Origin of the sequence: Halostella sp. PRR32 (assembly GCF_034808085.1) — an archaeon.
Lineage (GTDB): Archaea > Halobacteriota > Halobacteria > Halobacteriales > Natronoarchaeaceae > Halostella > Halostella pelagica.
Genome location: NZ_JAXHGL010000002.1, coordinates 287,230 through 307,177, shown reverse-complemented (window position 1 = coordinate 307,177; position 19,948 = coordinate 287,230). Strand labels below are relative to the sequence as shown.

The window sequence follows — 19,948 nt, the reverse complement described above, 5'->3', positions numbered from 1 at the left end:
GAAACGTGGTGTGCGATTCGACGGCCGGAACCGGTCGGTTTACTCCTTCGACCGGCTGCCGAGCCACTTGTCGGAGTCGGTGAGTTCGCCGAGCGCGTCGAGGAAGCTCTTGCTCTCGTGTTCGCTCGGCCGCAGCCGTGCGCGCAGACGGGAGGAGATCATCTCGACGGAGAGGACGATGGCGATAACCATGATGATCGCGGCCATCCCTTTTCCGAACTCAAGGAAGCCGAAGAACCGCTGCTGGATGTACATCCCGATGCCGCCCGCGCCCACGACGCCGAGCGAGACGGCGACTCGGACGTTGATCTCGAAGATGTACAGCGTCCAGGCGATGAACGACGTGAACACCTGGCTGAGCATACCGAAGGCGACGCGCTGGGAGTCGGACGCCCCGGTGGAGCCGATAGCCTCGATCGGGCCGTCGTCGATCTCCTCGAGTTCGTCCGTGAACAGGCGGCCGAGGTTTCCGACGGTGTCGGTCGCCACGGCCAGTAGCGCGCCGACCGGTCCGAGTCCGGCCAGCGGGATGTAGATGAGCACCCACACGAGCGCCGGGATAGCCCGGATGGTCGACATCGTTCCGCGGAAGATGAAGTTGAACGGGAACGGGACCACGCGTTCGCTGCCGAGTACGCCGAACGTCAGTGCGAGCGGGAACCCGAGCACCGTCCCGCAGAACCCGATGGCGATGGTGATGACCGACAGGCCGACGAGGCCGTCCTGCTCGGCGAGGCTCTCGACGAGCGTTCCGGGCCGGATCAGGCTCTCGTACACCGCTTGCGGGCCGCGGATGTCGTTCTCGGACGTGTAGGTCGTGAAGTCGACGAAGTCCGGCGGCATGAAGTCCAACAGCGACTCGAGGAAGCCGGGGAACGTCCGCGTCAGGTCGGCGAGGTTGAAACCGATGAAGATGAGGCCCGCGGCAGTGATGCCGCCGAGGACGACCAGCCCGACGCCGAGTGCGAAGCGGCGGATGCGCTGGTTCCGCTCGATCCGTGCGAGCGTCTCGTCGAGGGTTCGCGTACGGTCTTCGGGCGTTCCGCCGTCTTCGACCACGTCGTCGGGCGAATCACTGCTCGTGTCGTCGCTCATTGGCCGAGCACCTCCATCGGGTCGTCGCCGCCCTCCCCGTAGTAGATGTCATCGACGGCCTCCATCGTCAGGGCGTCCTCGCCGCCGTCGAACACCACTTCGCCGTCGCGGATGCCGATGAACCGGTCGCCGAACTCGCGGGCGATGTTCACCTGGTGGAGCGATGCGATAGTGGTGAGGTTCCGCTCCTTGGCGGCCGAGCGCATGTACCCCATCACCTCGGTTGCCGCCTTCGGGTCGAGACTGGCGACGGGTTCGTCGGCCAAAAGCAGGGCCGGGTTCTGGACGAGCGCTCGGGCGATGCCGACGCGCTGTTGCTGGCCGCCGGACATCGACCCCGCGCGCTGTTCGGCCTCGTCGAGGAGGCCGACGGTGTCTAGCGCGTCGAGCGCGGCCTGTTTGTCCTCGTCGTCGTACCACGTGAGGATGCTACTGAGGAGGCCCGTCCGCGAGAGCGCGCCCGTCAGCGCGTTGCGATACGCGCTCATGCTCTCGATGACGTAGTGCAACTGGAACACCATCGCCACGTCGCTTCGACGGCCCTGGACTTCCTCGCCGTTGATGACGACGGACCCGTCCGTGGGCGTCGTCAGACCGTTGAGGATGCGCAGCAGCGTCGATTTCCCCGCGCCGGAGGGGCCGAGGACGACGACGAACTCGCCTTTCTCTATCTCGAAAGATACGTCTTCGAGGGCCGTCGTGCCCTCGCCGTACGTCTTGGTAAGGTCCTGAACGGAGACAGCGGGCATTGGAGTAGATTCCACTTGAAGAAGTTATGACTCTGTGACGGTTACTCGGTACCTTCGTCGAGGAGGTCGGACTCGATGCCAAGCTCGTTGGCGACATCGACGACCGGCTGGTACGTGTCGACGTCGGCCTCGCGTACGTCGCTGAACCAGAGGTCGTCCGGGTTCTCCTCGTCTTCCGCGTCCTCCTCGCCGTCCTCGCCCAGGTAGATATCCTCGGGTGCGTCGAGGAAGGCGTCGGTGAACTTCTCCTTTTTCTCGTCGTCGAGTTCGGGGCTAACGATGATGGGCGCACGCGGGATGCCGGAGACGCTGTCGACCTCGCGGATGCCCTCGACGTAGTCCTCGTTTCCGTAGTCCCAGGTGATGAATCGACCGACGCCTGCCGCGTCGATCTGTCCGCTCTGGAGCGCCTCGAACGCCTGCGCGTGACCGGACCAGGAGGCGGTGAAGTCCGCGCCGTCGTCGCTCATCGGGGCGTCGCCGATGTCCAGACCGGCCTGCTTGAGCATGTACAGCGGGTACAGCGATCCGCTGGCGCTGGTCGTGGCGGCAAAGCCGATGTCGCGTCCTTCGAGGTCGGCGGGTTCCTCGATGTCGCTGTCCTCGTTGGTGATAAGTACGGAGTGGTAGTCCCACGAACCGTAGGCGTACCGCTGGAGGATCACGTCACACTGATCGCCGCGAACGCCGAGCGCGGCGGCGAACGGCCCGGTTTCGGCGATTTCGGCGTTGCCCTCGCCGAGCGCACGAAGCACCGCCGAGTAGTTGTTCGCATACTGGAGTTCGACCTCGACGTCGTCCTCGGTCTCCTCGTCCAGATAGTCCCGTACCGGCGCGTACTGCGACTCCATGAACTCCTGCGGTTCCGTCGGCGACATGACGAACGTAAGCGTACCGTCACCGTACGGCTGGCTTCCGAACTGTCCGATACATCCCGCTGTGAATGCTACACCGCCCGCTGCGCCCACACTCTTGAGAAAGCTTCGGCGGTCTTTCATGGGAACATACGAGGGTCCGACGATCAGAACTTAAGTCTTGCTATAGCTAGATATACTTATTAATTATACAGTATACCAACATACTATTGCGGGGATATTTGGCAAAGTACGGCTATATAAACCTCTGGTTGATGATTCGTTAATTAACAATTACGCGAGCTGATTCAATAGTGTCTCTGTACACATTGACGGCTGTCAGACTCCGTCACGAAGATATCCCGGATTCTCCCGACTCTGTAGAGCGCGCGAACTTGTTATGACCTCTAAATTATACGATCGAGGCTAGTTTGATCCGTATTGGCAACTTCTCTATAGGTATCATTTATGAGGAGTACGGCTATAACGTCTTCATCCCGCTTCCGGTCAGCGGGACGACGACGTCGTCGTCCTCGTCCAGGACACCTTCGCGGCGGTACTCGCCGAGCGCCGCCGGCGCGACGGCGCTCGTGGGTTCGACGTAAAACCCGGCACGGTGGAGGCGGTCGAGCGTCCCTTCGACGGCGTCCGCGCCCAGTGCGATGGCGTCGCCGTCCGTCTCCCGGATGGCGTCTTCGACCTGCTCTCTCCGCGCCGGGTCGCGGATGTGGATGCCGTCGACTATCTCGTTTACCGCCTCCGGTTCGTCGTCCCGGTCCAGAGCGGCGGTCAGTTCCGCGCCCGGCTCTTCGCGCTCCGGGCGGTTGTCCTGAAGCTCCGCCGCGAACGGCGCGTATCCGGTTCCCTGCGCGCCCAGCAGGCGGGGAACGTCGTCGGTGATGCCGGCCTCCCGAAGTGCCCTGAAGCCGCGGTAAGCGCCAAGAAAGAGGGTTCCGTGGCCGAGCGGCAGGACGACGGCGTCCGGCACCGTCCACTCGCGCTGGGCGGCGACTTCGAGGGCGAACGTCATCGTCCCGGCGTAGAACGCGGGGTTCCAGGCGTGGCTGGCGTACCAGCCGTCACCGGTGCGCACTGCGTCGAGACACGCTTCGGTGACAGCCTCGCGCCCGCCTTCGACGCGGACAGGCCGCGCACCGGCGCGTTGGATGGCGACGAGCTTGGACTGCTTGATGTCCGCCGGAACGTATATCTCGGCGTCGAGACCGGCCCGGGCGGCGTAGGTCGCGATGGCGGCCCCGGCGTTGCCCGAGGAGTCCTCGATGACGGTGTCGACGCCGAGTTCGACCGCCCGCGAGAGCGTCACCGTCGCCCCGCGGTCCTTGAAGCTCCCGGACGGGAACACGTACTCCAGTTTGAACTGGGCGTCCCAGTCCGGGGCATCGACGAGCGGGGTGAACCCCTCGCCGAGACTCACCTGCTGACTCACGGGCAGGAACTCGAAGAACGTCCAGAGCCCCCGGCGGGTATCTAGTCTCTCGAACGGGGGCGGACTCCCCTCGGGGAGCGGTTCGTTCGCGAAATCGAGCGCGTGACCGCAGTCACAGCGCCACGGCTCGTCCGGTCCGGCGTCGTACTCGTTGCCGCAAGCGCGGCAGTGAAGGTCAGTGGGCATCTGTCGTAGTCGGTTTCGGTGGTCGTCCGCGTCAGTACTCGTCGATGTCGGTGGCGACCGAACAGACGTACTCCCCGGTCGCGACCTGGGGAAGGCGGCGGGCCCGCCAGAATATACCGCTCCCGTCCGCGGTCACCGTGGCCTTCTCCTGTCCGAACGCGTCGGTCACTTCGAAGATGGTGTCCCCGCGGGACACGCGGTCGCCGAGTTCGCGCCGGAACCGGACGAGTCCGCCGACCGGCGACCCGAACTGGTCGAACCCGCCGGCGCGGGTCTGGTTGTTAAGCGCCGCGTCGCCGTCGAGAAAGTCGTAGTGTCTGAGTACGTTGAACACTCCCTCGACGCCTATCGAGATGCTCTCCTCGTCCCAGCCGACCGACCCGCCGAGTTCCGGGTCGATGGTCGGGACCCCCTCGTCGGGGGCGGCACGCGCTAGCTGACCGTCCGGACCCTTCTGGTCGAGGACGTAGCCGCAGCCGAACGCCTTCGCCAGTTCCAGACACTTCGAGTGCAGGCGGTGACGGCTTCCGCAGCGAACCCGCACTTCGTTCAACATCTGACTCGTCGACCCCTGGTGGAGGTCGAGGATCAGGTCCGCACGCGTCGCGGTCTCGAACGTCGCCGCGGCGATCCGCTCGCTCGACGTGCCGTTTTCGTCGCCCGGATACGCCCGGTTCATCTTCGTGTCGTCGATCGGGTTCCGGTGTTCCGCGACCTGGAAGGCGTGGTAGTTCACGATCCCGACGATGAGTATTTCGCCGGCCAGTTCCCCGGGGTCGACCTGCGGGACGAACCGCTGGATCACGCCGACGCCGTTGAGTTCGTCGCCGTCGCTCGCGGCCTGAACGTACAGCGTCCGACCGGGTTCGGCCCCGTTTATCACCGCGACCGGCAGTTCCGCCGGACTCCCGTCACGGGTCTCGCCGACACGAAGTCGCCCCGTGTCCATCTCCCCGGGGCCCGCGCTCGCTGTGCCCAGCGTCGTCATTGACGGATCGTGGATGTGATACGCCTTAGGGGTTCGGACTTCCGGTCGTTCGACCCGACGGTCGGTTTCGTATCCGTTCGCGGCGGAACGATGCGGCTTTGGTCGTAGAGTTCACACGCTCGGACGTGTCCGAGGACGCCCCCGACCGGCCGCCGATGGTCCAGTTCATGCGGGCGCTGAACGTGCCCCGCCACGCGAAAGTGAGCGCCGCCGCTGGCGTCGGGTTCGCCGTTGTCCTCTACGGGTTTTTTGTCGTCGTCCCGGCTGTCCTCCCCGGCGCGGCGTTCCGCGGCCGCTCGCCGTTCCTGTATCTCGCGCTCGCGTTCGTCGCCGCCGTCACGTCGGCGATGTTGCTCACGACCGCACTGACGGTGGTGTCGGCGGTCAGACTCGCTATGCGAGAGTAACGGCAATCGCCACCGGTCGGTCTACTAACTCACGAGCGCTTCTAGCCGTTCCGCCCCGGTCCGAGTCCCCTTCGCGAGGATCACGTCGCCGCCGCGGAGTTCCGTCTCGGGGCCGGGCGAGATGACCCAGTCGTCGCCCGTCTCTCCGCTCGGTCTCCGGACGGCGATGACGCGCATGCCGGTCTCGGTTTTGACTTCCCGCGCGCCGAGGCTGACGCCGTCGAGTTCGCTGTTCGGTTCGACGGTGAATCTGACTATCACCTCGTCGCTCTCCAGAACCGCCTCCGCAACGACCGGGTGAGTGCCGAGGCCGCGGAGCACGCCCTCCGATATCTCGAGGGCGGCGTCGCTTATCTCCTCCGTGCTCGCGCCGAGTTGTACCAGACCCCGCAACGAGACCGGGTCGTCGACACGGGCGGCGGCGCGGAGCGTCCACGCCTCGAACCGCGACTGTAGTGCGTCGACCTCCGCTTCGAGTTCGGCCACTTCGGCGGCGACGTCTTCGCTGTCGAACAGCACCGACCCGTACGCCAGGTCGACGGCGAGTTCGCTCATGTTTTTCATCAGGACGATGGAGTCGACGGCGCGTTCGAGGTCGTCGATGCCGGCCTCTACCGGCTCCGTCCGGTCGTACGCTTCGCGGGTGGCCGTCGCGTAGACGGTGGAGATGCCGTCGTTCGGCCCGCGCAAGAGGAGCACGTCGTCAGCGCGGATCCGAGTCTCTCGGTCGGGGTTCATCAGCCAGTCGCCGCCGCGTCGGATCGCGATGATCCGGACTCCGGTCTCCGTTTCGAGGTTGATGTCTCCCAGCGTCCGGTCGACGTACTCGCTGTCGTCGTGGACGGTCGCGCGGACCAGCGTTTCGACGGCGTCGGGCAGCGCCGTCCGCATCGCGTCCGGGAGACCGATCTCCTCGATGACGACCTTCGCGATGTCGCCGGCGGCGTCGCTTATCTTCTCCGCCGCGCCGACGACGCCGAGGACGGGTGCGAGCTGTTCGGCGTCGTCGGTGCTTCTGGAGGCCATCAACAGGCTCATTCTTGCCCGGAGCTGCAACACGTCCATCCGCTCTTCGAGCGCCAGCACCTCCTCGGCTACCTCGTCGCTGCCGAGAAGGACGGCCGAGTACGAGAGGTCGATGAGCAACTCTGCGGTGTCTTTCATCTCCGCGAGCAGTTCCTTGACGCTCGCGGGTTCGTACTCGACCTCTACGGGCGCGTCCATGGTTTCGAGTTGAACGCCTCCCGAGAAAAACGTTGCCGCTCCGGCCGTCTCGCGGCGGTGAGGCCGAGCGAAACTATCGAACGTGTCACGGTCCGGGCGTGTTCGCCGATGACCAAGCGGCGACGAAGACACTCGCCGACGCGTGAATGAAGATCCCCTGGTTCGACGGGACGCGCCTGCTGAAGGGCGTGACCGACGACTCCCAGCCGCCCAACTACGCGGATCGACCGGACGGGGATAGCCCGGCACCGGCGGTCGAGGCGCTGGAAAACGCGTACCATTGGATCTCCCAGGATCGGACGGATGCCTACACCGAGGCGGTACGAGCGTCTCTGAAGTGATCGTTTGTATACCGGTTCTTCCCGTTTACGGGCAAACGATAATGCTTTTCCCGGCAGGTAAGCAATTGACACGGTATGTCTGACGAGTTGAAGAAAGGGCTCGAGGGTGTGCTTGTCGCGGAATCCGGTCTGAGCCACATCGACGGCGACGAGGGTCGTCTCATCTACCGGGGGTACGCCATCGAAGACCTTGCCAGGGAAGCCAGTTACGAGGAAGTGCTGTACCTGCTCTGGCACGGTCACCTGCCGGACCGGGCGGAACTCGACGAGTTCACCGCGGAGATGGTGGCCGAGAGGGACGTGGACGACGGCGTGATGGATGCAGTCGCCGAACTCGCGGACCAGGACGAAAACCCCATGGCCGCGCTCCGGAGCGCCGTCTCCATGCTGTCGGCGTACGACCCCGACGACTCCGAGCACGAACCGGACGACCGCGAGGCCAATCTCCGGAAGGGCCGCCGGATCACGGCCAAGATACCGACCGTTCTCGCCGCGTACAACCGCCTCCGAAACGGACAGGAAGTCGTCGAACCCCGCGAGGACCTGAGCCACGCGGCGAACTTCCTCTACATGCTCAACGACGAGGAACCGGACGAGGTACTCGCCGAGACGTTCGACATGGCGCTGGTGCTACACGCCGACCACGGACTGAACGCCTCGACGTTCTCGGCGATGGTTACCTCTAGCACCCTCGCCGACCTCCACAGCGCAGTCACGTCCGCTATCGGCACGCTGTCGGGCGGTCTCCACGGCGGTGCGAACCAGAACGTCATGCGGATGCTAGAGGAGGTCGACGAGAGCGACCGCGACCCCGTCGGCTGGGTCGAGAACGCTCTCGAAGAAGGCCGTCGCGTGCCCGGGTTCGGTCACCGCGTCTACAACGTCAAAGACCCCCGCGCGAAGATCCTGGGCCAGAAGTCGGAGGCGCTCGGCGAGGCGGCCGGCGACACGCGCTGGTACGAGATGAGCGTCGCCATCGAGGAGTACATGGCCGAGAACAAAGGCATCGCGCCGAACGTCGACTTCTACTCCGCGTCGACGTACTATCAGATGGGTATCCCCATCGACATCTACACGCCCATCTTCGCCATGAGCCGCGCCGGCGGATGGATCGCCCACGTCCTCGAACAGTTCGAGGACAACCGCCTCATCCGGCCGCGCGCCCGGTACGTCGGTTCCAAGGACGAGGAGTTCGTCCCTATCGACGAACGGTGAGGGACCAGCGGCGACCCGACCGCACCGCCTTTCGAGTCGAGCGAGCCTCGTCAACCGCGAGCGAATCGGACCGCGGCGAATATCCTCAACAAAACAACACGACCGCCCGTTCTGGTGCTGATATCCGCGGTTTACACGCACACTACTGTTTTTTTAGAACCCGGAATTTACCCCTGTACCGCCAGTTATCGGCGTAAAATCCGTTTACCCGACTTCTCAGAACGTCTCCGGATGGTCCCTGGAACTCGGCTTTCACCGAGTGCACACTTCGACGTCGCTAGCCGGCGTATAACCAAGTCCGTGACGTGACTTGGAGTACGTGGGGATGGGGAACGATTCCGGGTCGCGAACGCCACACACCATGTACAGCAACACATCGGCAGACGATTCAGTGACACCCGACGCGGAACTGCACGCCGTCACTGTCGAACGGGTCGGCGAACCGGACGAGTGTACCCTCTATCCGCGGGGGGCGTCCGGGTTCGAACGGATGTCAGCCTGGATCACGGCGACCGAACGAACGTTCGTCGACCTTCGCACGGTGCGGTGACGGCGGCGATAGGGGACGCCGCCGTCGCTACAGCGACCGCAGGACGTACGAAACGCCGACAGCCGAGGTCAGCAGAACGGCGAGGTTGAACCCGGCCAGAAACAGCGGTTCGTACTTGGCTGCCACCCACAGCGCTATCGCATCCGTCGCATTTGTGTAAAACCCGAGGAGCGACACCGCCGCGAGCAACAGTAACGCGACGAGTACGCCCCACTGGAGATACTGTCGGATGGTGTCTCTGTCGGGACCGTCGGTTCGCCTCGGTTTCGTAGCGTCTGTCTCCTTCGTCATCGTTCTCTCCGTATCAGCAGTGCCGCACAGACGACCGCGACCAACGCGGCCGCAACGCCGAAGCCCGGTTGGCCGTCACCCCCTGACCGCGGCGAATCGCCATCGCGGGAGGTCCTCTCTTCCGCTGTCGTTTCGTCGTTCGATTCGAACTCGCCGACTTCGAGTTCGTCACCGCCCTCGTCGACGGGGGCGGAGAAGTTCTGCCCGGGTGCGAGCGTCGCCGGCGCTCGCGTCGACGTGATGAGGACATCGTCGCGGAAGATCATCGCGTCGAGGTAGTAGTTGTAGCCGTCGGGAACCGTCAGGGACGCGTTCGGCGTCACGGTGCGGCCGGAGGCGATGGACCCGACTTCGACCGTTTCCCTGTCGGCGACGATGTTCGATTCCGCCTGTCGAGCGACCAGAACCACGTCGACGCTCTCCGCCCGTTCGATGTCGGAGTTCGTCACGTAGGCCGCGACATCGAGCGATGTCCGGTTCTCGCCGGCGTCGCTGACCGAGTACTCGACCGACGGCAGGGCTGCCATTCCGGCGTCGTCGAATTCCTGGAACACGACCGGATGGAGCGACCCCACGCCCCTGACGTCCGTGTGACCCTCGGAGACGCGCTGACCGTCAGCGAAGACGACCGTCTCGATACGGTAGTTACCGCTCCGGGGCACGGTAACGCCGCCCTCGATGGCGGTTTCCCGGTCGCCGGAAACCGTGCCGACGTCGAACTCCCGGGTCGTCTTCACGATGCCTCTCTCGGTGTCGACCGCCCGCAACAGGACGGTGACGTTCTCCGCCGCCGACCCGCGGTGTCGCAGTCGCGTCTCGACGGTAAGCGTCGCGGTGCCGCTCGATACGTCGCCGGGAGCGATCCGAACCTCTTCGATGCCTAACCGACTGTCTCCCTCGGTCTGCAGTTCCTCGTCCGGTGGGGCGAGGGCCGCGGGAGACAGGGCGGCGAGAAGCACCGCGGTCGCCACGACGGCGACTGTGGCACCTATCAATATCTGTTCCCGTTTCACACTAAATGCATATGATGAGTAATTAAATGCTTTGTGTGCTGAAATCAGCCACGAACCGCAACGCAGACAGCGAGGGAGATGCAACGAACACATAGCTATGGACGTGTTCGTCTACGGGACGCTGACCGACGAGGCCCGGGCCGACGCGGTACTCGACGAGTACTCGTATCACGGGGCGGCGCGTCTGGACGGCCTCCATCAAGTGGACGGAGAGTATCCGACGCTTGCGCCCGGCGGGACGGCGGACGGACGGATCCTGCAAACGGACGACGTTGGCTCGCTGGACGCCTACGAAAACGTCGACGGCGGTCTGTACGTCCGAGTGACGGTGCCGACCGCGGACGGCGACAGCGTCGCCACGTACGTGGGAACGCCCGCCCGTCTCGGCGTCGATTCGTCCGTCGAATGGCCGGGATTCGGCCCCTTCGAGAGCCGAGTCCGAACGTATCTGGACAGCGAGAACATCGTGGTACACAGTGACGAATGACAGTTGTCTGACGGCCGTGCGACGTTCTTTTCACGGCGGCGCATTCGGGCGGTTCCACTTTCACCCCGCACGCGTGGGGTTTATACTATCGGACCCGCCACGGAAAGACGCACGACACACGCACCGTGCATTCCCCTTTGGGTAGTACCCGCATCCCCTTTCGGGTACTACCCGTATCCCTTCTCAGACCGACGGCAGTCGGAACATCATAAATCATTACCAAGGTGGCAGAGTATGTTGATCCATGATCGAACTCGCGGACGTACGCGAGGCGCGAGAACGGGTCTCAGCAACCGCCCGACACACGCCACTGGACTACTCGCACACCTACTCCAAGATGACCGGCGCGGAGGTGTATCTGAAACTGGAGAACTTCCAGCGGACCGGGTCGTTCAAGATCCGCGGAGCGACCAACCGCATCAAAACCCTCTCGGAAGCCGAGAAAGACGCGGGTGTCGTCACCGCGAGCGCCGGCAACCACGCACAGGGCGTGGCGCTCGCCGCCTCGCGGGTCGGCGTCGATTCGAAGATAGTCATGCCGACGAACGCCCCCATCTCGAAAGTCGGGGCAACCCGGAACTACGGGGCCGAGGTCGTCCTCCACGGCGACGATTACAACGATGCCGCCGAACGCGCCCACGAGATCGAACGCGAGGAGAACCGCACGTACGTCCACGCCTTCGACGACGAGATGGTGATGGCCGGACAGGGGACGATCGGTCTGGAGATCGTCGAGGAACTCCCCGAAGTCGACACCGTCGTCGTCCCCATCGGCGGCGGCGGTCTGATAAGCGGCATCGCAACGGCGGTCAAAGCCCACGACCCTGAGACGCGCGTCGTGGGTGTCCAGGCTGAGGGGGCTTCCTCAGTCGCGACCTCCCTGCAGAAAGGCGAGATACACGAACTCGACGGCGTCGACACGATAGCGGACGGTATCGCGACCCGTAGCGTCGGCGAACTCCCGTTCGAGGTGATCCAGAAACGGGTCGACGAGGTCGTAACCGTCCCTGATGCGGACATCGCCATGGCCATCACGAACCTGCTGGAACGCTCGAAAACGATGGTCGAGGGTGCGGGTGCCGTTCCCCTCGCCGCGCTGTTGGAGGGCCATCTCGACTACGAGCACGAGGAGGTCATCGTTCCGGCGCTGTGTGGCGGGAACATCGACCTCAACATGCTCACGACCGTCGTGATGCGCGGACTGGTCGAAACCGGCCGATACCTGAAGGTCCGAACGGTTCTCAAAGACCGGCCCGGTGCTCTCGAAGACCTGCTGAAAGTGATCGCCGACATGCGCGCGAACATCTACGCCATCCAGCACGACCGCACGTCGCGGGACATCGGCATGAGCGACACCGAAGTCGAACTGGATCTCGAAACGCGCGGCCACGACCACGTCGACCGACTGCTGGCGGAACTTCGGAACCGCGGCTACGAAGTGGACGTGTTAGTGTAACTGTAGACGTTTCTACCGGAGTCACCTATTCTTTTCTCCCGTTCCCGGCGAGTGGCTATCGACGGCGAACCTATTCGCCTCTTCGTTTAACTACCGGCTGGTACCCTCGCACAGCCATGATCGACCCAGTCCTCGCCAGTAGACTTCAGTTCGCCCTCACCACGATCGTTCACATCATCTTCCCCGTGATGAGCATGGGGCTGGCTCCGTTCCTCGTCTATTTCACGTGGAAGGAGGTTCGCACGGACGACCCCGTGTACCCGCGACTCCGGTCGTTCTGGACGTCGGTGTTCGCCATCTCGTTCGTCGTCGGCACCGTCACCGGTATCGTCTTGGAGTTCGAGTTCGGGACGAACTTCGCGGCCTTTGCGACCACGGCCGGCGAACTGTTCGGGGGGCCGTTAGCCGTCGAGGGGATGATGGCGTTTTTCCTCGAAGCGACGTTTCTCGGCGTGTTCGTCTTCGGCCGCGACCGGGTGTCCGACCGCCTCTACTTCCTGTCGAGCGTCTTCGTCGGCCTCGGAACGTGGCTCTCGGCAGTGTGGATACTCGTCGCCAACTCCTGGATGCAGACGCCTCGCGGGTTCGAACTCGCCCGGGAAGGGGGTCAGCCGGTCGTGACGCTCGTCGACCCCGTCGCCGCGTACGCGAACCCGCGGTTCCCGTGGATGTTCGTCCACATGCAGAGCGCTGCCGTGCTGTCGGTCGCGCTGTTTCTCGCCGGTGTGGCGGCCTACTACGTCCGAACGGGCGGCGACGACCGCTTCTGGCGTATGACGCTGAAGGTGGCGCTGGTCGCCCTGCTCGTCACCGCGCCGTTTCAGGTGCTTCACGGCGACAGCTACGCCCGCCACGTCGCCGAGACTCAGCCCCAGAAGTTCGCCGCGATGGAGGCGCAGTACGAGACCGGTCCTCACGCCGACCTCCACCTCCTCGCAGTTCCCACCAGCCTCGACGGGTTCACCGACCCGCGCACTGAAACCCTGTTTACGGTGAGTCTCCCGAGTCTCGCGTCGGCGCTCGCCAGCGGTGGCGACCCGTCCGCGGTCGTCGACGGTCTAAACGAGTTCGACGGCTCTCCTCCCGTCGCTTTCGTCTTCTGGTCGTTCCGCGCGATGGTCGGTTTCGGCTTCTGGTTCGTCGGCCTCGCGCTCTGGGGAGGGTACCGATGGTATCAGGGGCGACTGTTCGAGAGCGAGCGCCTGCTCCGGGCGCTCACTTGGTCGTCACTACTCGGAATACTCACGGTCGAACTCGGCTGGATCGTCACCGAGGTCGGCCGCCAGCCGTGGGTGATACAGGGCGTCATGCGAACTACCGACGGCGTCTCGCCCGGGTTGACTGGCACGGAGGCAACTGTGACGCTCGTCGGGTTCGCCGGCGGATACGCGCTCCTGTTGGCGCTTTACTCGGGAGTCATCTTTCGACTGCTCCGGAGAGGGCCGCCGGACGCGGCAGACGTGACGACTTCGGAAGCGCCCGCACCGCCCGAGGAGGTGACTGTCGATGACTGACCCCCTGTCGCTGTCGAGCGGGCCGGTACTCGGTCTCTCCCTGCCGGAACTGTGGTTCGGGATCGTCTTCGCGTTTCTGGGGACCTTCCTCTTTCTCGACGGGTTCGACTTCGGCGTCGGTGCGCTGTTTGCCACCCGCGACGACGAGTCGGAGCAGGAACAGCTCCTGGCTGCTATCGGGCCGTTCTGGGACGGAAACGAGGTGTGGCTCGTCGTGTTCGGCGGGGCGCTGTTCGCGGCGTTCCCGGCCGCGTACGCGGGGCTGTTCAGCCGTCACTACATCCTGTTGTTCGCGTTCCTCGCCGCACTCATCCTCCGCGGGTTGGCTCCGGAGTTCTACGAGCAGCGCCACGACGAGCGGTGGCGGCGGATCTGGGGTGTTGCCTTCGTCGTGGGCAGCGTCAGCGCGCCGTTCCTGCTCGGGATGTTTGCGACAGCGTGGCTAACCGGCTCCGAGGGAAGTCTCACCCTCGCAGGTCCGCTCGTCGGTCTAGCGCTCGTTGCTCTCACCGTCGTTTCGGGTGCCGCGTTCCTGGGGATCAAAACCCGCGGAGTCGTACAGTCAGAGACGACCGCGTACGGCGTCCGCGCGGTGACCGGCTACCTCGCGCTCGTCGTCGCGTCGCTCGTAACGCTCGCGCTTACCGCGCCGAACGTGGGCGGCGGTCTCCTAGCTCCCGTACCGGCGGCGCTCGTCGCGCTATCGGTCGCGCTTGTCGGTGGATACGTCCGCGCGATGCGCGAGGAACGGTACCATCTCGCGCTCGGCGTCGCCGGCGCGCTCACGTACGGCTTCGTCGCGCTGGTGGCCGTTCTCCTGTACCCGTCTATCGATCCGTCCTCGGAACTCTCGGTCGCGGACGCGGCCGTCTCGACGCTCGCGCTGAACCTGATGACGATAGCGTCCGCTCTGTTGATCCCGCTGGTGATCACCTACTTCGCCGTGCTGTACTCCGTTTTTGCGGGGCCGGTCGAGGCGGGAGAGAGCTACTGAGTTTTAAGTCCCCCGCTCCCGACAGTTCGGGCGTGAAACGCATTATCGACACTCCGGACGCCCCCGCCGCCGTCGGGGCGTACAGCCAGGCGACGACTGACGGCTCGATCGTGTTCACCGCCGGTCAACTCCCCATGACGGCCGACGGTGAACTGTTAGACGACGAGTCGATCACCGTCCAGACGCGCCAATCTCTCGAAAACGTCTCGGCCATACTCGAAGAGGAGGGTCTGAACACGGAAGACGTCCTGAAAGTCACCGTCTACCTCGACGACATCGACAGCTTCGACGAGATGAACGAGGCTTACAAGGAGTACTTCCTCGACAACCCACCGGCGCGAAGCGCCGTCGAGGTGTCCGAGTTGCCGAAAGGTGCCGGCGTCGAGATAGAGGCCGTCGCTTCGTCGGAGTGAGGTCTCGCGTCAGGTCCAGCCTCCTCTGGGGGGTCGTCGGCGTGCTCGCGTTCCTGGTCCTGTACCAGGGGTATCTGCTCGCCGGCGGAGCAGGCGTCCCGGTACCGGCAGTGGTCGGCATCGCGGTCGCGGTCGGGAGCGGTGCGACCGCCCTCTCGTATCTCGGTGAGGGCTGGCTGGCGAGACGGAACAAAAGGGTTTAAACGGAACACCCGACTACTCCCGAGTGAGCCAGGATGGCCGAATGGCAAGGCGCACGCCTGGAAAGCGTGTTCCCTTTCGGGATTCAGGGTTCAAATCCCTGTCCTGGCGTTTTCATGCACTTCCACTCGCGAGGAGCATCGGCGCTCTCTACGACTGCTCTCTGCAAAAAAATGGAGCGTCCGGCGGTTGCCGGTCTGCGGTGACAGGCCGAGCGGCGACGGGCCGGGTCCAGGGAACGGAGCGGGCGACGGCGTCGTCGAGGCCGGAGCGGCGGTGAAGACGGAGTAGAGGCGATTCAGCTTCTGATACTGACGGTCGTCAGTACGCGCCGCGAGAGTCGCGACCGGGACGGGTCCCGAGCAAGTCCCCGTCTCACGGACGGACTTCGACCGGATTCTCGACCGCGATCCAGTGGCCTACCCGACCCGGATCACGGATCTCGTACCACCCGCTTTCACAAACGACGGCTTCACAGTTGTCGTTCATACCCACCAGGTGACCTGGCCCGTCACCTACGAACAGCTTCGACCGATTCCCCCTTCAGTACACGCCGAATAACGGCCGTTCCGCGGCCGAAGGCGGTGACTACTGGTCATCGTCGGAGTCAGCGGCGTTTTGGTACCGGGGAACGTAGAGCCGACAATGTGTGGCCGGTACAGTCTGTTCGCGCCTCAGAACGCCGTAATCGACCTGTTAGATGCTACCCCGGAGAGGGATCTCGAACCGCGGTACAACATGGCACCGGGCGAGGAGTTGCCCGTCGTCCGGGACGCGGCTTCCGACCGGATCGAGTTCCACAAGTGGGGACTCGTTCCCCACTGGGCTGACGACGATAGCAACGGTCTGATCAACGCGCGTGCGGAGACGGTCGCCGAGAAGCCGAGTTTCCGCGACGCGTTCGAGCAGTCCCACGAAACCGGCGGGCCGCAGGCGGGGCGATGTTTAGTCCCCGCTGACGGCTTCTACGAGTGGGTCGACGAGAGCGGGGGGACGCAACCGTACCGCGTCACGCGGACGGACGACCGCCCGTTCGCGATGGCGGGCCTCTGGTCGACCTGGGAGACCGAAATCGAACAGGTCGGTCTCGACGCGTTCGCCGACGGTGAGGCGTCGACTGAAACGAGACGCATGCTGACGTTCACTGTCGTCACGACGGAACCGAACGACCTGATCGAGGATCTGCACCACCGGATGGCGGTCATTTTAGACGAGGCCGAACAGCGAGAGTGGCTGACGGCAGACCCTGCCGACGCCGGGGAACTGCTCGACCCGTATCCAGCGGACGAGATGCGGGCCTATCCCGTCTCCCCGGCGGTCAACGACCCGACGAACGATGCGCCGGCCGTCGCCGAACCGCTCGACCCGGAGCCGTAGCAACACTCGCCGCCTGCCGCGTACTCCTCGTGCGGAGAGGTCCGCCGAACTGTGCGGAGTCGACTCCGACTGACCGCACTGGTATGCATATAAACGGGGAGATCACACCTCTCTCACCCCTCCTTTAATCGTGGTATCATTTGGCATGATACGACGCCAATACCACCGCAGTATGGGGGTTTCGGGCGACACACTGCGCGAACTCGACTGCGCCGCTCCCGTACAAATAATAAACCTTTATATAGAATCACATTCATACCTTCAGTTGACTATGAGCCAGCGAATGCAACAGGGCGGTCAGCCGATGATCGTAATGAGCGAGGAGTCTCAGCGAGTCAAAGACCAGGACGCGCAGAACTACAATATTTCCGCTGCGCGTGCGGTCTCAGAGGCCGTTCGCTCGACACTCGGCCCGAAAGGGATGGACAAGATGCTCGTCGATTCGATGGGCGACGTTACCATCACGAACGACGGCGTGACCATCCTCAAGGAGATGGACATCGACAACCCGACGGCCGAGATGATCATCGAGGTCGCCGAAACGCAGGAGGACGAGGCCGGAGACGGTACCACGACGGCCGTCGCAATCGCCGGTGAACTCCTCAAGAACGCCGAGGACCTTCTCGAACAGGACATCCACCCGACGGCGATCATCCGTGGCTTCCACCTCGCCAGCGAGCAGGCCCGCGACGAGATCGGCAACGTCGCCGAGGAAGTCGAGGCCGACGACGAGGACCTCCTCCGTTCGGTCGCCGAGACATCCATGACCGGCAAGGGCGCGGAGCTGAACAAGGAGCACCTCTCCCAGCTCATCATCGACGCCGTCAGCGCCGTCACGGTCGACGGGACGGTCGACCTCGAATTCCTCAACATCGAGACGCAGACCGGCCGCTCCGCGGGCGAGTCCGAACTGATCAACGGCGGCACCGTCGACAAGGACCCAGTCCACGACGACATGCCCAAGAGCGTCGAGGACGCGAACATCCTGCTCCTCGACCAGGCTGTCGAAGTCGAGGAAACCAACGTCGACACCGAGGTTTCCGTCACGGACCCGGACCAGCTTCAGCAGTTCCTCGACCAGGAGGAAGAACAGCTCAAACAGAAGGTCCAGCAGATCGCCGACAGCGGTGCTGACGTCGTCTTCTGTCAGAAAGGTATCGACGACCTGGCGCAGCACTACCTCGCGAAGGAAGGCATCCTCGCCGTCCGCCGCGCCAAGAAGTCCGACATCGAGTTCCTCCGCGAAGTCGTCGGCGCCGACATCGTCTCCGACCTCTCCAGCGTCACCGCCGACAACCTCGGCTACGGCGACGTTACCCGCGACGACGAGGACGAGATGTTCTACGTCACCGGCGACGACAACCACGGCGTGACCCTCATCCTGCGCGGGTCGACCGACCACGTCGTCGACGAACTCGAACGCGGCCTCACGGACGCGCTCGACGTCGTCTCCCAGACCGTCTCCGACGGCCGCATCGTCGCGGGCGGCGGCGCTATCGAGGTCGAGGTCGCCAGCCGTCTGCGCGACTTCGCCGACAGCGTCGAGGGCCGCGAGCAGCTCGCAGTCGAAGCCTTCGCCGACTCGCTGGAGCTCGTCCCCCGCGTTCTCGCCGAGAACGCCGGTCTCGACTCCATCGACACGCTCGTGGACCTCCGCGCCGACCACGAAGCGGGCGACGTCCGCGCCGGCCTGAACGTGTTCTCCTCCAGCGTCGAGGACACGTTCGACGCCGGCGTCGTCGAACCCGCACACTCCAAGGAGCAGGCGCTCTCCAGCGCTACCGAGGCCGCGAACCTCGTGCTGAAGATCGACGACATCATCTCCGCCGGCGACCTGTCGACCGACAAGGGCGGCGACGAAGGCGGCCCCGGCGGTGCTGGCGGCATGGGCGGCATGGGTGGCATGGGCGGCGCGATGTAGACAGGCCACTGTTTACCTCTACTCCGCTTTGCGGACCGCTCGGCCGGACAGACCCAGCCAAACACGTCGCTCGCGCCTGACGGCGCTTGCGGCCCCTCCACTCTAGACGGCCCGTCCGCGTGGCGGGCGATTCGGCCCGAACAAGGGCCTCACCGCTTACCCGGCCGTCGTTATACGTTTTTTCGGTAGAACAGTCGCACGTATTCGCCGTTTTCGCCCCGCTGTTCCCGTCCCGTCCGTTCGTAGCCGAACGATTCGTACAGTCGCTTCGCCCCCGTCTGTCGGTCGAGCGTGTCGAGAGCGAGCGTCTCGTAGCCGAGTTCCGCGGCCCGGTCTTCCAGTGCCGCGAGCATCGCGGTGCCGAACCCCTGTCGGTGGTAGTCGGGGTCGACGCGCATCCGCGTCACCTCCGCCGTGGCCTCGTCTTCGCGGCGGAGCGCGCCCATCGCTACTATCCGGTCGTCGATTTCGCCGACGAGAAACTCGCCGCAGTCTGCGAGGTACGTCCCGGCGATATCGTCGATGTCCGGATCCGGAACTCCCTCGACGTACGAGTCGACGCTTCGCAGGGCCGCTTCGTGGAGTTCGCGGACGCGCTGCTGGTCGTCTGAGTCGTACCGTCTGATAGAGAGCCTCTCAGTCATCGGACGACGATCGGTCGAACGGACGCGGGTAAAACGTTACTCCTCGATGTCCAGGGTGAACTGGTCGTTCTCGCTGGCGGCGTCCAGCACGACGCTCGTGTTGCTCTCGTTGATGTCGGGGTCGGTCAGCAGCGTCTTGATCTGCTCGTTCATCCCGTCCGTGTCCATGAACTTCCCGATGGCGATGATGTCGTAGTTGCCGGTCACCTCGTACACGCTGATCATCTGATTGTGGCCTTCGAGCCGGTCCGTGATATCGGGCAGCGCGTTCCCTTCGACTTTGAGCTGGATGATCGCGGTCACGTCGTAGCCGAGCGCCCCGTAGTCGACGACGGGGGTGTAGCCGTCGATGACGCCGTTCTCTTCGAGGTCGGAGAGGTGGTTCGAGACGGTCGTCACGGATACGTCCAGTTCCTCGCCCAGGCTTCGCAGGCTGGCGCGACCGTCGTTCAGAAGTGCATTTACTAGTTCTGCGTCGAGATTTTCGTACGTCATTATAGGTACTCACTCACCCCACACATTATAATTTTACGAATATCCAATTTATGGCCGCAGTCGGAAGATTTGCGCAGAAGGATAGC

Annotated in this window: 22 protein-coding genes and 1 tRNA gene; 13 read left to right on the top strand and 10 right to left on the bottom strand. The window is 64.3% G+C overall.

The window, feature by feature from the left end; all coding sequences use genetic code 11:
* Positions 1–39: 39 nt before the first annotated feature.
* The 5 genes from phnE to SM753_RS06765 all read right to left on the bottom strand — a co-directional run bounded on the left by phnE (position 40) and on the right by SM753_RS06765 (position 5,319).
* Positions 40–1,095 carry a phosphonate ABC transporter, permease protein PhnE gene (gene phnE / locus SM753_RS06785; RefSeq protein WP_323191025.1) on the bottom strand — a complete coding sequence of 352 codons (1,056 nt, stop codon included), beginning with the start codon at positions 1,093–1,095 and terminating at the stop codon, positions 40–42.
* Positions 1,092–1,844, bottom strand: coding sequence for a phosphonate ABC transporter ATP-binding protein (gene phnC / locus SM753_RS06780; protein WP_323191024.1), 753 nt, complete (start codon positions 1,842–1,844; stop codon positions 1,092–1,094). Before phnC ends, phnE begins: the two co-directional genes overlap by 4 nt.
* A gap of 41 nt (positions 1,845–1,885) precedes the next feature.
* Entirely contained in the window at positions 1,886–2,842 is a 957-nt protein-coding gene (locus SM753_RS06775; protein WP_323191023.1) for a substrate-binding domain-containing protein, read from the bottom strand.
* A gap of 337 nt (positions 2,843–3,179) precedes the next feature.
* Positions 3,180–4,331, bottom strand: a complete 1,152-nt coding sequence (locus SM753_RS06770; RefSeq protein WP_323191022.1) for a pyridoxal-phosphate dependent enzyme — start codon at positions 4,329–4,331, stop codon at positions 3,180–3,182.
* Positions 4,332–4,362: 31 nt separating this feature from the next.
* The gene (locus tag SM753_RS06765; RefSeq protein ID WP_135534829.1) at positions 4,363–5,319 is read right to left on the bottom strand and encodes a succinylglutamate desuccinylase/aspartoacylase family protein; all 957 of its coding nucleotides are present in this window, start codon (positions 5,317–5,319) and stop codon (positions 4,363–4,365) included.
* Between the two features lie 125 nt (positions 5,320–5,444).
* Between SM753_RS06765 and SM753_RS06760 the strand changes: the two genes are divergently transcribed.
* Positions 5,445–5,726, top strand: coding sequence for a hypothetical protein (locus SM753_RS06760; RefSeq protein ID WP_138798259.1), 282 nt, complete (start codon positions 5,445–5,447; stop codon positions 5,724–5,726).
* A gap of 24 nt (positions 5,727–5,750) precedes the next feature.
* Here the strand turns inward: SM753_RS06760 and SM753_RS06755 are convergent, their stop codons facing one another.
* The gene (locus tag SM753_RS06755; RefSeq protein WP_135534827.1) at positions 5,751–6,950 is read right to left on the bottom strand and encodes a potassium channel family protein; all 1,200 of its coding nucleotides are present in this window, start codon (positions 6,948–6,950) and stop codon (positions 5,751–5,753) included.
* Positions 6,951–7,096: 146 nt separating this feature from the next.
* Here SM753_RS06755 and SM753_RS06750 point away from each other — a divergent pair, with 146 nt between their 5' ends.
* The 3 genes from SM753_RS06750 (at position 7,097) to SM753_RS06740 (ending at position 9,056) form a co-directional block, all read left to right on the top strand.
* Complete coding sequence (locus SM753_RS06750; RefSeq protein ID WP_323191021.1) at positions 7,097–7,291, top strand: hypothetical protein; 195 nt, start codon at positions 7,097–7,099, stop codon at positions 7,289–7,291.
* Positions 7,292–7,366: 75 nt separating this feature from the next.
* A complete protein-coding gene (citZ, locus tag SM753_RS06745; protein WP_323191020.1) occupies positions 7,367–8,506 on the top strand; it encodes a citrate synthase in 1,140 nt (379 codons plus the stop codon).
* A gap of 325 nt (positions 8,507–8,831) precedes the next feature.
* Positions 8,832–9,056, top strand: coding sequence for a hypothetical protein (locus tag SM753_RS06740; protein WP_323191019.1), 225 nt, complete (start codon positions 8,832–8,834; stop codon positions 9,054–9,056).
* Between the two features lie 27 nt (positions 9,057–9,083).
* On the opposite strand, the gene SM753_RS06735 is transcribed toward SM753_RS06740, so the two are convergent.
* Together SM753_RS06735 and SM753_RS06730 are read right to left on the bottom strand one after the other, a co-directional pair.
* The gene (locus SM753_RS06735; RefSeq protein WP_323191018.1) at positions 9,084–9,347 is read right to left on the bottom strand and encodes a hypothetical protein; all 264 of its coding nucleotides are present in this window, start codon (positions 9,345–9,347) and stop codon (positions 9,084–9,086) included.
* Positions 9,344–10,360, bottom strand: coding sequence for a PGF-CTERM sorting domain-containing protein (locus tag SM753_RS06730; protein ID WP_323191017.1), 1,017 nt, complete (start codon positions 10,358–10,360; stop codon positions 9,344–9,346). The genes SM753_RS06735 and SM753_RS06730 overlap by 4 nt, the downstream gene beginning before the upstream one ends.
* A 97-nt stretch (positions 10,361–10,457) precedes the next feature.
* On the opposite strand from SM753_RS06730, the gene SM753_RS06725 reads away from it, so the two are divergent.
* The 9 genes from SM753_RS06725 to thsB all read left to right on the top strand — a co-directional run bounded on the left by SM753_RS06725 (position 10,458) and on the right by thsB (position 18,723).
* On the top strand, positions 10,458–10,847 hold the full coding sequence (locus SM753_RS06725) for a gamma-glutamylcyclotransferase family protein (RefSeq protein ID WP_323191016.1): 390 nt from the start codon (positions 10,458–10,460) through the stop codon (positions 10,845–10,847).
* A gap of 244 nt (positions 10,848–11,091) precedes the next feature.
* The gene (gene ilvA, locus SM753_RS06720; protein WP_323191015.1) at positions 11,092–12,303 is read left to right on the top strand and encodes a threonine ammonia-lyase; all 1,212 of its coding nucleotides are present in this window, start codon (positions 11,092–11,094) and stop codon (positions 12,301–12,303) included.
* 116 nt (positions 12,304–12,419) lie between these two features.
* Entirely contained in the window at positions 12,420–13,817 is a 1,398-nt protein-coding gene (locus SM753_RS06715; protein WP_323191014.1) for a cytochrome ubiquinol oxidase subunit I, read from the top strand.
* Entirely contained in the window at positions 13,810–14,811 is a 1,002-nt protein-coding gene (locus tag SM753_RS06710) for a cytochrome d ubiquinol oxidase subunit II (RefSeq protein ID WP_323191013.1), read from the top strand. The genes SM753_RS06715 and SM753_RS06710 overlap by 8 nt, the downstream gene beginning before the upstream one ends.
* Before the next feature lie 32 nt (positions 14,812–14,843).
* Positions 14,844–15,224: a RidA family protein gene (locus SM753_RS06705; protein ID WP_138798251.1), complete on the top strand. Its 381-nt coding sequence runs from the start codon at positions 14,844–14,846 to the stop codon at positions 15,222–15,224.
* Positions 15,221–15,427 (top strand): hypothetical protein, encoded by a 207-nt coding sequence (locus tag SM753_RS06700; RefSeq protein WP_138798250.1) that lies wholly within the window; start codon positions 15,221–15,223, stop codon positions 15,425–15,427. The genes SM753_RS06705 and SM753_RS06700 overlap by 4 nt, the downstream gene beginning before the upstream one ends.
* Positions 15,428–15,454: 27 nt before the next feature.
* A tRNA-Ser gene (locus SM753_RS06695) sits at positions 15,455–15,536 on the top strand.
* 534 nt (positions 15,537–16,070) lie between these two features.
* On the top strand, positions 16,071–16,802 hold the full coding sequence (locus SM753_RS06690) for an SOS response-associated peptidase (RefSeq protein WP_323191012.1): 732 nt from the start codon (positions 16,071–16,073) through the stop codon (positions 16,800–16,802).
* A 283-nt stretch (positions 16,803–17,085) separates the two neighbouring features.
* Entirely contained in the window at positions 17,086–18,723 is a 1,638-nt protein-coding gene (thsB, locus tag SM753_RS06685) for a thermosome subunit beta (RefSeq protein WP_369335344.1), read from the top strand.
* 170 nt (positions 18,724–18,893) lie between these two features.
* Here thsB and SM753_RS06680 read toward each other — a convergent pair whose 3' ends face one another.
* Together SM753_RS06680 and lrp are read right to left on the bottom strand one after the other, a co-directional pair.
* Positions 18,894–19,367, bottom strand: coding sequence for a GNAT family N-acetyltransferase (locus SM753_RS06680; protein ID WP_323191011.1), 474 nt, complete (start codon positions 19,365–19,367; stop codon positions 18,894–18,896).
* Between the two features lie 36 nt (positions 19,368–19,403).
* Entirely contained in the window at positions 19,404–19,862 is a 459-nt protein-coding gene (lrp, locus tag SM753_RS06675) for an HTH-type transcriptional regulator Lrp (RefSeq protein ID WP_135534814.1), read from the bottom strand.
* Positions 19,863–19,948: the final 86 nt, after the last annotated feature.

Bases quoted from the DNA above. Each gene is read 5' to 3' on its own strand.
- phnE (WP_323191025.1), bottom strand. From the start codon at position 1,095: ATGAGCGACGACACGAGCAGTGATTCGCCCGACGACGTGGTCGAAGAC.
- phnC (WP_323191024.1), bottom strand. From the start codon at position 1,844: ATGCCCGCTGTCTCCGTTCAGGACCTTACCAAGACGTACGGCGAGGGC.
- SM753_RS06775 (WP_323191023.1), bottom strand. From the start codon at position 2,842: ATGAAAGACCGCCGAAGCTTTCTCAAGAGTGTGGGCGCAGCGGGCGGT.
- SM753_RS06770 (WP_323191022.1), bottom strand. From the start codon at position 4,331: ATGCCCACTGACCTTCACTGCCGCGCTTGCGGCAACGAGTACGACGCC.
- SM753_RS06765 (WP_135534829.1), bottom strand. From the start codon at position 5,319: ATGACGACGCTGGGCACAGCGAGCGCGGGCCCCGGGGAGATGGACACG.
- SM753_RS06755 (WP_135534827.1), bottom strand. From the start codon at position 6,950: ATGGACGCGCCCGTAGAGGTCGAGTACGAACCCGCGAGCGTCAAGGAA.
- SM753_RS06750 (WP_323191021.1), top strand. From the start codon at position 7,097: ATGAAGATCCCCTGGTTCGACGGGACGCGCCTGCTGAAGGGCGTGACC.
- citZ (WP_323191020.1), top strand. From the start codon at position 7,367: ATGTCTGACGAGTTGAAGAAAGGGCTCGAGGGTGTGCTTGTCGCGGAA.
- SM753_RS06740 (WP_323191019.1), top strand. From the start codon at position 8,832: ATGGGGAACGATTCCGGGTCGCGAACGCCACACACCATGTACAGCAAC.
- SM753_RS06735 (WP_323191018.1), bottom strand. From the start codon at position 9,347: ATGACGAAGGAGACAGACGCTACGAAACCGAGGCGAACCGACGGTCCC.
- SM753_RS06725 (WP_323191016.1), top strand. From the start codon at position 10,458: ATGGACGTGTTCGTCTACGGGACGCTGACCGACGAGGCCCGGGCCGAC.
- ilvA (WP_323191015.1), top strand. From the start codon at position 11,092: ATGATCGAACTCGCGGACGTACGCGAGGCGCGAGAACGGGTCTCAGCA.
- SM753_RS06715 (WP_323191014.1), top strand. From the start codon at position 12,420: ATGATCGACCCAGTCCTCGCCAGTAGACTTCAGTTCGCCCTCACCACG.
- SM753_RS06710 (WP_323191013.1), top strand. From the start codon at position 13,810: ATGACTGACCCCCTGTCGCTGTCGAGCGGGCCGGTACTCGGTCTCTCC.
- SM753_RS06690 (WP_323191012.1), top strand. From the start codon at position 16,071: ATGTGTGGCCGGTACAGTCTGTTCGCGCCTCAGAACGCCGTAATCGAC.
- thsB (WP_369335344.1), top strand. From the start codon at position 17,086: ATGCAACAGGGCGGTCAGCCGATGATCGTAATGAGCGAGGAGTCTCAG.
- SM753_RS06680 (WP_323191011.1), bottom strand. From the start codon at position 19,367: ATGACTGAGAGGCTCTCTATCAGACGGTACGACTCAGACGACCAGCAG.
- lrp (WP_135534814.1), bottom strand. From the start codon at position 19,862: ATGACGTACGAAAATCTCGACGCAGAACTAGTAAATGCACTTCTGAAC.